This is a genomic window from Microbacterium sp. WHRI 7836 (assembly GCF_040223885.2).
GTDB classification, from domain to species: Bacteria; Actinomycetota; Actinomycetes; order Actinomycetales; family Microbacteriaceae; genus Microbacterium; species Microbacterium oxydans.
In genome coordinates, this window is the sequence record NZ_CP168171.1 from 1,622,887 (window position 1) to 1,635,188 (window position 12,302).

General features: G+C 68.6%; 10 protein-coding genes. 2 read left to right on the plus strand and 8 right to left on the minus strand.

Going from position 1 to position 12,302, the window contains the following annotated elements:
- Positions 1–33: 33 nt before the first annotated feature.
- Positions 34–1,125 carry a DMT family transporter gene (locus ABRP18_RS07745; protein ID WP_058633217.1) on the plus strand — a complete coding sequence of 364 codons (1,092 nt, stop codon included), beginning with the start codon at positions 34–36 and terminating at the stop codon, positions 1,123–1,125.
- A 33-nt stretch (positions 1,126–1,158) separates the two neighbouring features.
- On the opposite strand, the gene pgl is transcribed toward ABRP18_RS07745, so the two are convergent.
- Genes pgl through tkt form a run of 6 tightly spaced genes read right to left on the minus strand, consistent with a single transcriptional unit; the run spans position 1,159 to position 9,272 of the window.
- A complete protein-coding gene (gene pgl / locus ABRP18_RS07750; protein ID WP_058633218.1) occupies positions 1,159–1,938 on the minus strand; it encodes a 6-phosphogluconolactonase in 780 nt (259 codons plus the stop codon).
- 5 nt (positions 1,939–1,943) lie between these two features.
- Positions 1,944–2,879 carry a glucose-6-phosphate dehydrogenase assembly protein OpcA gene (locus ABRP18_RS07755; protein ID WP_046749153.1) on the minus strand — a complete coding sequence of 312 codons (936 nt, stop codon included), beginning with the start codon at positions 2,877–2,879 and terminating at the stop codon, positions 1,944–1,946.
- The gene (zwf, locus tag ABRP18_RS07760) at positions 2,876–4,426 is read right to left on the minus strand and encodes a glucose-6-phosphate dehydrogenase (RefSeq protein WP_046749152.1); all 1,551 of its coding nucleotides are present in this window, start codon (positions 4,424–4,426) and stop codon (positions 2,876–2,878) included. Before zwf ends, ABRP18_RS07755 begins: the two co-directional genes overlap by 4 nt.
- Before the next feature lie 21 nt (positions 4,427–4,447).
- Positions 4,448–6,055, minus strand: coding sequence for a glucose-6-phosphate isomerase (locus ABRP18_RS07765; protein WP_046749151.1), 1,608 nt, complete (start codon positions 6,053–6,055; stop codon positions 4,448–4,450).
- Entirely contained in the window at positions 6,052–7,164 is a 1,113-nt protein-coding gene (tal, locus tag ABRP18_RS07770) for a transaldolase (protein WP_113681601.1), read from the minus strand. Before tal ends, ABRP18_RS07765 begins: the two co-directional genes overlap by 4 nt.
- Positions 7,161–9,272, minus strand: coding sequence for a transketolase (tkt, locus tag ABRP18_RS07775; protein ID WP_193762020.1), 2,112 nt, complete (start codon positions 9,270–9,272; stop codon positions 7,161–7,163). Before tkt ends, tal begins: the two co-directional genes overlap by 4 nt.
- Positions 9,273–9,490: 218 nt before the next feature.
- Here tkt and ABRP18_RS07780 point away from each other — a divergent pair, with 218 nt between their 5' ends.
- On the plus strand, positions 9,491–10,396 hold the full coding sequence (locus ABRP18_RS07780) for a heme o synthase (protein ID WP_046749149.1): 906 nt from the start codon (positions 9,491–9,493) through the stop codon (positions 10,394–10,396).
- Between the two features lie 104 nt (positions 10,397–10,500).
- Here the strand turns inward: ABRP18_RS07780 and ABRP18_RS07785 are convergent, their stop codons facing one another.
- Positions 10,501–10,965, minus strand: a complete 465-nt coding sequence (locus ABRP18_RS07785; RefSeq protein WP_046749148.1) for a hypothetical protein — start codon at positions 10,963–10,965, stop codon at positions 10,501–10,503.
- Between the two features lie 67 nt (positions 10,966–11,032).
- Positions 11,033–12,139 (minus strand): COX15/CtaA family protein, encoded by a 1,107-nt coding sequence (locus ABRP18_RS07790; protein WP_349884447.1) that lies wholly within the window; start codon positions 12,137–12,139, stop codon positions 11,033–11,035.
- Positions 12,140–12,302 lie beyond the last annotated feature (163 nt).

A 12,302-nucleotide genomic window follows, 5' to 3' on the forward strand; every position in this document is an offset into this window, starting at 1 on the left:
AGGTAGGGTCGTACTGTGAGTGCTGGGGTGTGGATGAATGCGGTCGAGGACGTCGGCGATCAGCTCGTCGGCGCGTTCCAGAACCCCGGTCTGCTGCTCGGCATCCCGCTCGCCCTCGCCGGCGCCGTCTTCATGTCCCTCGGCGCGCAATACCAGCACCGCGGCGTCGAGAAGGTCGAGCGTCTCAGCGGTGCCACCGGTGCGTCGGGACTGAGCTTCGATCAGCTCAAGCGGCTCCTGACCCGCCCGTCGTGGCTCATCGGCACGCTCATGCTCGGGCTCGCCGTCATCTGTCAGCTCGCCGCGCTCGTGCAGGCGCCGCTGATCGTGGTTCAGCCGCTCGGAGCGATCGCGCTCGTGATCACGACGCTGCTCAATGCGCGGATCTCCGGCCACTCGCCGACACGACAATCGTTGACCGCCATCATCTGCTGCGTCGGCGGGATCTTCCTCTTCGTGTTCTTCGCCGCGATCTACGCGACAGAGCAAGAGGTGACCGACCGCGAGCTCTTCACCATCCTGGCGCTCCTGCTCGCCGTCATCATCGTCCTCGGCGCATGCTGGCTGATCCTGCGTCGCCGCATGCGTGCGCTGTTCTACGTGATCGGCGCCGGCATCCTCTACGGATTCGTGGCCACGCTCGCCAAGGTCGTCATCAAGCGCATCGAGGCGGGCCAGTTCGAGTGGATCACCGCCATCTGCGTGCTCGCCCTCATCTCGGCTGCGGCTGTCGGTGCCTACTTCGTGCAGACGGCGTACAGCTCGGGTCCGCCCGACCTCGTGATCGCCGGACTCACCGTCGTCGACCCGCTCGTGGCGGTGCTCATCGGAATGGTCGTGCTGGGCGAAGCAGCCGCCGCGCCGTGGTGGGTGCTCGTGATCTTCGCCGTGGCCGGCGGGATCGCCGTATGGGGTGTCGTCGGGCTCGCCCGGTACCATCCCCAGGTGCTCAGCGACAGCCAGGAGCTGGGGATACCGCGCGGCAGTGCGCCGGGCGCCCCCGGGCGGAGCGGGCAGGAGGACTCCACGGCATCGCCCTCGGCGATGGGCGCTCCCGAGCGCGCCGACGGCACCGTCGGGCCGGATGCGCCGCAGCGGGGCGATGGATCCTCGGAACACCCGTGACGCAGTCCCCGGGAGGGGCTGTGCTCGCAGGACTCAGTAGGCCTGGTCGATGAGGTCGGCGGAGACCTCGGAGGCGGCAGCTTCGTCCACGAAGAAGACCGTCCGCTTGCGGCCCTTCGCCCCGGCTGCAGGGACACTCGTGTAGCTGGCGCCCGCAAGAGCGAGGCCCAGCGCGGAGGCCTTGTCCGCCCCCGTCAGTACGAGCCATACGCGCTTGGACGAGTTGAGCACGGGGCGGGTCAGAGTGACGCGCTCCGGCGGAGGCTTGGGGGAGTCCCGCACGGCGAGAACGGCGGCATCCGTCACCGTGACCTCCTCGCGATCAGGGAAGAGCGAGGCGACGTGGCCGTCGGGGCCGACACCGAGGAAGCACACGGCGAACGAGGGCCACGGGTGCTCGTCGGTGCCGAACCGTGCGAGCTCTTCGGCGTAAGCCGCGGCGGATTCGTCCAGGGTCAGGCCGCTGTCGGGGCCGGCGACCTCATGCACGTTCTCCGCGGGCACGGCGATGTGGTCGAGCAGCGCCTGTCGCGACTGCAGAGAGTTGCGGTCGACATCGTCGCGCGGGACGAAGCGTTCGTCGCCCCACCAGAAGTGCACCAGAGACCAGTCGATCTCGGCGGCACGAGGGTGTTCGGACGCGGCACGCAGCACCGCTCCACCCATCGATCCTCCCGTGAGGGCGATGTGTGCGAGCCGACCGTTGCGGGTGCGCGCACGCACCCGCGTCAGGAATCGGTCGGCCACACGGGTGGCGAGGGCAGCGGGGGTGGCTTCCACCACCACGCGCTTCTCTGCGGACGATGTCGTCATCGACGTCACTCTCCAGTCTCGGGCGGACCCAGCTTCTCCCAGCCCTCGGTGATCACCCGACCGTACAGGACGTCGGGGTCCAGTCGACGCAGCTCCTCTGCGAGGCATTCGCGAAGTGTGCGTCGGGGAAGGTGCAGGTCGTGGTTCGGCTGGCCCGGCTGCGTGAGCACGGCGACGCCCGGCGTCGGGCGCTCGAGGAGGATGTCTCCCGAATCACGCGTCAGGCGCACCGACTTGATGCCCTCAGCCCATTGGTCGGGGTCTTCGTACGACCACTGCACCGGCACATCGAGAGCCATCTGCAGCCACGCGGCCAGCAGCGCGGTGGACGGGGATGCCGATGCTCCGCGCACCTCGACCCCGGTGATCGGCTCGTACGGCGGCTGGTCGAGCACGGCCGCGAGCTGCTCGCGCCAGTGGGTCAGGCGCGTCCAGGCCAGGTCGGTGTCGCCGGGGGCATGAGTCTCACCGAGGAGCGCGAGCCGGTCGCGGACATCGTGCGCCGTCGCGGCGTCGGTGATGCGGCGCTGAGCGATCTTGCCGAGCGGGGACTGCGCCGGTGCGACGGGCGCGGACTCCGGCCACCAGGCGACCACGGGGGCGTCGGGCAGCAGGAGGCCCGTGATGAGGCTCTCCTCGTTGCTCGCGGCATCCCCGAAGGCGCGCAGGACGACGACCTCGCTGGCGCCGGCGTCGCCGCCGACGCGGATCTGCGCGTCGAGACGGGACTCGCCTTCACCTGTGGTGATCACGATCACACGCATCGGGTGCTCCCGCGAAGCGTCGTTGGCGGCATCGATCGCCGCCTCCGCCACTCCGTTGCGGGCAGCGATGACGAGGGTCAGCACGCGGCCGAGGGCGACAGCTCCGCCCTCCTCGCGCACCTTGACCAGCTGCTTCGCGACCTGGCTGACGGTCGTGTCGGGAAGGTCGATGATCACGGGCGTCTCCAGACTCGTCCATCGCGGGCCAGCAGGTCGTCGGCGGATGCCGGTCCCCACGAGCCGGGCGCATACTGCTCCACCGGACCGCCCTGGGCGGCCCAGTACTTCTCGACCGGGTCGAGGATCTTCCAGGAGAGCTCGACCTCCTCGTGCCGCGGGAACAGCGGCGGATCGCCCAGCAGGACATCGAGGATCAGACGCTCGTACGCCTCAGGGCTCGCCTCCGTGAAGGCGTGGCCGTAGCCGAAGTCCATCGTCACGTCGCGGACGTTGGAGCCACTGCCAGGCACCTTCGAGCCGAAGCGGATCGTGACGCCCTCGTCCGGCTGCACGCGGATGACGAGCGCGTTCTGTCCGAGCTCGGACGCGTTGCCGCGGCCGAACAGGTGCTGAGGCGCGCGCTTGAAGACCACGGCGATCTCGGTCACACGACGGCCCAGACGCTTCCCCGTCCGCAGGTAGAAGGGCACATCCGCCCAGCGACGGGTGTCGATCTCGAGCTTGATCGCGGCGTACGTCTCCGTGGTCGACTCGGGGTTCATCCCCTCCTCTTCCAGGAAGCCGGTGACCTTCTCGCCACCCTGCCATCCGCCCGCGTACTGCCCGCGGGCGGTCGCGAGCGACAGGTCGTCGGGCACATGCACGGCCGCGAGGACCTTCTCCTTCTCGGCGCGCAGGTGCTCGGCCGAGAGACTGATCGGCTCCTCCATCGCTGTCAGCGCCAGCAGCTGCAGCAGGTGGTTCTGGATCACGTCTCGTGCGGCACCGATACCGTCGTAGTACCCGGCACGCCCGCCGACGCCGATGTCCTCGGCCATCGTGATCTGCACGTGGTCGACGTAGTTGCGGTTCCAGATCGGCTCGTACAGCTCGTTGGCGAAGCGCAGGGCCAGGATGTTCTGAACCGTCTCCTTGCCGAGGTAGTGGTCGATGCGGAAGATCGAGTCCGCGGGGAAGGCCACCTCGAGAGCGGCGTTCAGAGCCCGCGCGGACTCGAGATCGTGTCCGAAGGGCTTCTCGATCACGACACGACGCCAGCGCTCGTCATCGTCGCTGTTCTCGCCGACGAGACCGGATTCCTTGAGCTGCTTCGCGACCAGCGGGAAGTCCTTCGGCGGGATCGACAGGTAGAACGCGTGGTTGCCCATCGTCCCCCGTTCGACGTCGAGCTTCTCGATGGTGTCGCGCAGCTTGCGGAAGGAGTCCGGGTTGTCGAACTCACCCGAGACGAAGCGGATGCCCTGCAGCAGCTGGGTCCACGTCTCTTCGCGGAACGGCGTGCGGGCGTGCTCCTTCACGGCGTCGTAGACGACCTGGGCGAAGTCCTGGTCCTCCCAGTCGCGTCGGGCGAATCCCACCAGGGCGAACCCGGGAGGGAGCAGACCGCGGTTCGCGAGGTCGTAGACCGCTGGCATCAGCTTCTTGCGTGAGAGATCTCCGGTGACGCCGAAGATCACGAGGGCGCTGGGGCCCGCGATCCTGTTGAGACGGCGGTCATCGGGGTCACGCAGCGGGTTGTGCCCGCGCGAGATGGGAACAGACATCGGTGGGGGATTCTCCTGCTGTTACTTCTGTGCGGCTTCGAAGAGGGCGAGCACGTCGTCCGAGGACTCGGTGATCGTCAGGGTGACGACGGGACGCCCGTGCTCGGCGAGCACGGCGGCATCACCGGCGGCCTGCGCCTGGATGAGCTGCCCGAAGGTGAAGGGCCGGTCGGGGATCTCGAGGTCGACCTCGGTGCGCTCCAGGATCTGCAGGAACACTCCCTGCGCGGGGCCGCCCTTGTGGTACTGGCCGGTCGAGTGCAGGAACCGGGGTCCCCACCCGAACGTGGTCGGCCGCCCGGAGTCTGCTGCGACGAGCTCACGCAGGCCCTGGAGCTGCGGAACCTCGAGACGGTTGACGTAAGCCTGGATGGATACGTAGCCGTCGGCGGGGAGCTGGGCCCAGAGGGCGTCGAGCACGCCTTCGACCGTGCCGGAGGCGGCGAGGGCGGGGTCGGACACCCGGACCTCCACACCGTTCTCGACGAACGCCGGTGCCGTGGGCTCGGGGCGAGCGTCGAGCAGTCCGCGGGCGGCGACCTTCGCCGACTCGACGTCGGGCTGATCGAACGGGTTGATGTGCAGCAGGTGTCCGGCGATCGCGGTGGCGTACTCCCACACGATGAGCTGGGCGCCCAGCGTCCCGCTGACGAGGATCTCGCCCTCATGACGCTCGTGGAGGTGGAACTCGTTGGCGTCGTCTACCAGTCGCACGATCTGGAGGTCGGCCGGGACCGGATCGAGCTCGGGGGAGACGGGGAGCAGCACGACCGGGAGGATCCCCGTGCCCTCCTTGCCGGTGGACTCGGCGATGAGCTGCTCGATCCAGTCCGGCAGGCCCTTGATGTGCGTGCCATCGGTGATCAGACCGAGCTTGTCGCGTCGCGGGTTCGTGGCCGCGATCGCCGCCCCCAGTCGCAGAGCGGGGTTCTCGGCCGAGTCGACGGCGACCTCGAGCAGCGAAGCCTCGGCCTCGTTCAGAAGCTCGTCGATGTCGACGCCGGCGAGTCCCGACGGCACCAGCCCGAAGGCGGTGAGCGCCGAGTAGCGGCCGCCGACGTTCGGGTCCGCGTTGAAGACGCGGTATCCGGCCTCGCGGGCGGAGGCGTCGAGCGGTGAGCCGGGATCGGTGACGACCACGATGCGCTCGACGGGGTCGATCCCGAGATCGCGGAACGCGGCTTCGAACGTGCGGCGCTGGGAGTCGGTCTCGACGGTGGAGCCCGACTTCGACGACACGACCAGCACCGTGTCGGCGAGCCCTTCATCGAGGGCGGCGAGCACCTGGCCGGGAGCGGTCGAGTCGAGGATCGTCAGCGGCACGCCGGCCGTCTGCGCGATGACCTCGGGCGCGAGCGAGGAGCCTCCCATGCCGGCCAGCACGACCCGGGTGACGCCCTTGGCGTTGAGGTCGGCGCGGAGCGCGACGATCTCGGCGACGAGGGGACGCGAGACGGAGACGGCCTCCACCCATCCGAGTCGCACAGACGCTTCCGCCTCCGCCGCAGGACCCCAGAGCGTCGCGTCGCCACTGGTGATGCGGGAGGCGACGAGGTCGTGGACGAGGGCGGGAACCGTCTCGTCGATCGCGGCGCGCGCGGCGCCGGACGTGTGGATCGAGAAGGTCATCGCTGCGACTCCAGAGCCTCGGTGACCTGCGCGAGCAGATCGTGCCAGGAGTCGATGAACTTCGCGACCCCCTCGTCCTCGAGCACCTGTGTGATGTCGGTGAAGTCGATGCCGAGCTCGGCGATCCCCGCGAACACGGCGCGGGCGTCGTCGTAGCCGCCGGTGATGGTGTCACCGGTGACGACGCCGTGGTCGAAGGTGGCGTCGAGCGTCTTCTCCGGCATGGTGTTGACGACGCCCTGGGCGACGAGCTCGGTGACGTAGAGGGTGTCGGGAAGAGCCGGGTCCTTGACGCCGGTCGACGCCCACAGCGGGCGCTGCAGATTCGCCCCCGCGCCGAGCAGCGCCGTGGCGCGATCTCCGGCGAACGTCTTCTCGAACAGCTCGTACGCGAGGCGGGCGTTGGCGAGGCCTGCCTTGCTCTTGAGTGCTTCCGCCTCGGGAGTGCCGATCGCGGTGAGGCGCTTGTCGGTCTCGGTGTCGACGCGCGACACGAAGAACGAGGCGACCGAGTGGATGGTCGACAGGTCGATGCCCGCCGCCTTCGCGGTCTCGAGCCCTGTCAGGTATGCGTCGATGACCTCGGCGTAGCGCTCCAGGCTGAAGATCAGCGTCACGTTGACGCTGATGCCGGCGCCGATGGCCTCGGCGATGGCCGGAAGCCCCGCCTTGGTCGCGGGGATCTTGACGAGCAGGTTGGGGCGGTCGATCTTGGCCCACAGCTCCTTGGCCTGCGCGACGGTACCCGCGGTGTCATGCGCGAGGTCGGGGGAGACCTCGATCGAGACGCGGCCGTCGACGTGGTCGGAGGCCTCCCACACGGGGCGGAACACGTCGAGGGCTGCGGCGACGTCCTGCGTGGTGGCAGCGAAGACCGCTTCCTCCGCGGTGGCACCGGAGCCGGCGAGCTCAGTGACCTGCGCGTCGTACGACGTGTCGTTCTTGTCGGTGATCGCGTTGGCGAAGATCGTCGGGTTCGTGGTGACGCCGACGACATTCTTCGTGTCGATGAGGTTCTGCAGGTTGCCGGAGGAGATGCGGGTGCGGGAGAGGTCGTCGAGCCAGATGCTGACGCCTGCGGCGGCGAGCTGCGCGGTAGGGGTGCTCATGCGTTCTCCTTGGTGCTGTTGGCCGCGATGGTCTCGCGGGCGGCCGCGATGACGGCCTCGGTGGTGATGCCGAACTTCTCGAAGAGGGTCTTGTAGTCGGCGGAGGCGCCGAAGTGGTCGATGCCGACCGAGCGGCCGCGGTCGCCCACGATGCCGCGCCAGCTGAGCACGGAGCCCGCTTCGACCGACACGCGGGCGGTGACTGCTGCCGGGAGCACGCTCTCGCGGTACTCGGCGTCCTGCTCGTCGAACCACTCCAGCGACGGAGCGGAGACCACGCGCACGTTCACGCCCTCGGCGGCGAGAGCCTCACGGGCGTTGACCGCCAGCTGCACCTCGGACCCGGTGGCGACGATGATGACGTCCGGCGTGCCGTTCGGCGCCTCGGCGAGAACGTAGGCGCCCTTTGCGGCGTTGTCGGCGGAGGCGAAGGTGTCGCCTTCGGCAGCACCATCGCCGCGCTCGAACACCGGGATGTTCTGACGCGTCAGTGCGATGCCGGCGGGGCCTTCGTGACGACGGAGGATCTCCAACCAGGTCGCAGCGGTCTCGTTCGCGTCAGCCGGGCGCACGACCGTGAAGTTCGGGATCGCACGAAGCGTGGCGAGCTGCTCGATCGGCTGATGCGTCGGGCCATCCTCGCCGAGGGCGACGGAGTCGTGGGTCCAGACGAAGATGCTGGGCACGTTCATGAGGGCGGCCAGACGGACGGGCGGACGCATGTAGTCGCTGAAGATCAGGAACGTACCACCGAACGCCCGGGTCGGGCCGTGCAGGACGATGCCGTTGATGATCGCGCCCATAGCGTGCTCACGGATGCCGAAGTGCAGCACGCGACCGTAGGGGTTTCCTGACCACTCATGCGTCGACCACTCAGCGGGGATGAACGACGGGGCGCCCTTGATCGTGGTGAGGTTCGACTCGGCGAGGTCGGCGGAACCGCCCCACAGCTCCGGAAGCTCCGCAGCGAGGGCGTTGATGACCTGACCGGACGCGGCGCGGGTCGAGACCTCCTTGCCGGCCTCGAACACGGGGAGCGCGGCAGCGATGTCGGTGGGCAGTTCGCGTGCTTCGAGGCGGTCGAGAAGGGCCTTCTTCTCCGGGTTGGCGGCGGCCCACGCGTCGAACGACTCCTGCCAGGACGCACGCACCTCGGCCGCACGGGCGGCGAGCCCGCGAGTGCGCTCGATCACGTCGTCGGCGACCGCGAAGTGCTCCTCGGGGTCGAAGCCCAGGACCTTCTTGGTCGCGGCGAGCTCATCCGCACCGAGCGCGGAACCGTGGATCTTCCCGGAGTTCTGCTTGCCGGGCGACGGCCAGCCGATGATCGTCTTGAGGATGATCAGCGACGGCTTCGACGTCTCACCCTTCGCAGCCTCGATCGCCGCGTACAGCTCGGCGACGTCCTCGACGTACTCGCCGGACTTCTTCCAGTCGACGACCTGCACCTGCCAGCCGTAGGCCTCGTAGCGAGCGGCGACGTCCTCGGTGAAGGCGACGTTCGTGTCGTCCTCGATGGAGATCTGGTTGGAGTCGTAGATCGCGATCAGGTTGCCGAGCTGCTGGTGGCCCGCGAGCGACGAGGCCTCGCTGGTCACGCCCTCCTGCAGGTCGCCGTCGCCGGCGATCACGTACACGAAGTGGTCGAACGGGCTCGTGCCCGCAGCGGCCTCGGGATCGAACAGGCCGCGCTCGTAGCGTGCGGCGTAGGCGAAGCCCACGGCGGAGGCCAGGCCCTGCCCGAGAGGACCGGTCGTGATCTCGACGCCCTTGGTGTGGCCGTACTCCGGGTGGCCCGGCGTGAGGGAACCCCACGTACGGAGGGCCTTGAGGTCGTCGAGCTCGAGCCCGAAGCCGCCGAGGTAGAGCTCGACGTACTGGGTGAGCGACGAGTGGCCGGCCGACAGGATGAAGCGGTCGCGCCCCAGCCAGTCGACATCGGTCGGGTCGTGGCGCAGAACGCGCTGGTACAGGAGATACGCGGCGGGAGCGAGGCTCATCGCGGTGCCGGGGTGACCGTTGCCGACCTTCTCGACGGCATCGGCCGCCAGGATCCGTGCGGTGTCCACCGCGCGTCGATCGATCTCATCCCACTGCAATTCCGACACGTTCATGCCCTTTCCGACAGTTTCGAGGGCGCCCGTATTCCCTGGCAGGTCCGCGACTTCACGGTGAGGTGCACATCGCCGGGCGCGCGAGTGGTTTCAGCATAGCGGTGACGTGAGTCGCACTACGCGGGACCGGGAGCCGGAACACGTCATCCCGTGTCATACACTGGAGAGGTTGTCCGGTCACACGTGCGGAGGAGGCGATCGAGATCTCGACGATGTCTGATCAGACCGTGAGGAAGTCGTCCGTCGGTCGCACGGTGAAGGCCTATATCACCCTCACCAAGCCGCGTGTCCTCGAGCTCCTGCTCGTGTCCACCGTGCCGGTGATGTTCCTTGCGCAGGGAGGAATGCCGAACCTGTGGCTCGTGCTGGCCACCGTCATCGGCGGCTCGATGAGCGCCGGTTCGGCGGCGTCCTTCAACATGTACCTCGATCGCGACATCGACGCGCACATGCATCGCACCGAGAACCGTCCGCTCGTCACGGGCGAGGTCAGCCCGCGTGGCGCGCTGATCTTCTCCTGGACGCTGGCGGTCGCCTCCACGGGCTGGCTCCTGCTGACGACCAACTGGCTCACCGCTGCGCTGTCGGCGACGGCCATCTTCTTCTACGTCGTGATCTACACGATGATCCTCAAGCGCCGTACCGAGCAGAACATCATCTGGGGCGGTATCGCCGGCTGCTTCCCCGTGCTGATCGGGTGGTCGGCGGTCACCGGCTCGCTCGACTGGCCCGCCTTCATCCTGTTCCTCCTGGTCTTCCTGTGGACGCCGCCGCACTACTGGCCGCTGTCGATGAAGTACAAGGACGACTACGAAGACGTCGACGTCCCCATGCTGGGTGTCACGCGCAACGCCTCCCAGGTCGGCCTCCAGGTGATCCTCTACGCGTGGGCCACCGTCGCCTGCTCGCTCCTCCTGGTGCCGATCGCCGGCATGGGACTCGTGTACACGGTGTCAGCCGCCGTGTTCGGTGGATGGTTCATCTACGAATCGCACCGTCTCTACAACCGCGCCGTCCACGGGACCGAGCCGCGTCCGATGCGCGTGTTCCACGCGTCCATCACATACCTGACGCTGATCTTCGTCGCGGTCGCGGTCGACCCGCTGCTTCCTTTCTGACCTGACGCAGGGAGGCTGGTCTCCCAGAACGACGGAGCGGCGCCGAGGATGTCCTCGGCGCCGCTCCGTCGTTCTGTGCTCAGGGATCACCTGCGCACAGGCGCTCAGCGGGTGATCGACGGGGAGTCGTCTGAGTTCGCGTCCTTCGCCGGCGCGTCATCGAGCGCGGCCGCCGGCGCCGCAGCGGCGTCGGATCCCGCGTCGGCGTCCGCCGCAGTGTCCGTGACGGGCGAAGCGGTGTCCGTGACAGGAGCGTGCGTCTCGTCGGGGGCGGCGGTCCAGTCGATCGCCTCGACGACTGCAGGAGCGGGGGACGCGACGAGTGCGCGGGCGGCGACGAGTCCGAGCGTGAGCAGGATGCCGACGATCCCTGCGGCGAGCACTCCGGCACCCACGACGACGAGCGACTGTCCGACGTAGACCTCGACGCCGGTGGCGGTGCCATCCAGCAGCGTGGTCGTCATCGTGGCGATCTGACCGGAGATCAGCCAGGCGCCGACGGCCGTCGTGGCGAGGGAGACGACCAGGAGCAGCCAGAATCCGATGCTTCGAGTGAGTGACTTGTTCATGACACCCACCCTTGCGGATGCGCTGATGAGCCCGCGATGCGGGAGCTATGAGTCGACTGTGCGGAGATCAGTCCTCGACGGCGGCCATGCGCTTCAGATGCAGCACGACGACCGTGTAGGTGGCTGCCGAGAGCGAGGCCAGCACCATGTGGATCCCGACGAGGAGCGGGGGGAGGCCCTCTCGTGCCTGCCACACGCCCACACCGACCTGGACGAGGATCGCGAGCACGAGGACGAGGAGCCAGCGGCGGGGCTCCAGACGCTGTACCCAGGCGGTCACCGTCAGGAAGACGACCAGCGCGGCGAGGATGTAGCCGGGCCAGGAGTGCACGTGCGCAAGCACCGTCGCGTCGAAGCCGTGGCGCAGGACGTCGGCGTCACCGGAATGCGGTCCCGACCCCGTCGTGAGGACGCCGAACACGATCGTGACGGCGAGTGCGAGGCCCGTCACGTGGGTCACGGCTGCGAACCAGGCGGGCACTGCGCGCTCTCGCGGGCCGGCGGGCGTCCGGAGCCGCACCAGGAACGCCGCGGTGATGCAGACGAGCAGCAGCGACGACGTGTAGTGGAAACCGACGATGAACGGGTTCAGCCCGGTCAGGACGGTGATGCCGCCGACGAGGGCCTGCGCGACGACGCCGATCAGCACGAGCCAGGCGAGCAGGACGAGGTCGCGCCTGGTGGGAGTCGAGCGCACGGAGCGGACTGCCGCAGCGATCACGGCGACCAGCAGCACCCCCAGGGCGATCGGCGAGGCGGGGAAGTGCAGAGGAGCGGCGATGGCGAACGCGGCGGCAGCCGCGACGATCCCGCCCAAGGCGAACCAGAGCGCGTTGACGAGGCCGCGCTTTCCGGTGAACAGGTGCAGCACCAGCAGCACGACGACGAGGGCGATGATCCCGACGACACCGGTCATCAGGCGGTTGCCGAACTCGATGATCCCGTGGATGCCCTGCACCTCGAGGATGGGAACGAGGGAGTCCGGGGTGCACAGCGGCCAGTCCGAGCATCCGAGGCCCGAACCGGTGAGGCGGACGGCTCCGCCGGTGCCGATGATGATGGTCTCGCTGAGGAACGACAACCACGCGAAGACCGTCAACGCACGCCCCCAGGACGCGGAACGAGGAGCGACCCCTCGCGTCGTCGAGGTGGTGGGGATCAACGTCTCGGGCATAAGTCCTCCGGACCGCGCGAGACGTGGCGGGCATGGCCCGTCCGCCAGGCGGAACCTGTAGAATCGGATTGTTGCGATGGGCGCTGACAGCGCTGAAGCATCGTCAACAGTTTAGGCGCGATGGAAGCGCCGGTGATGAGGGCCCACCAACGGCACCCGCTCC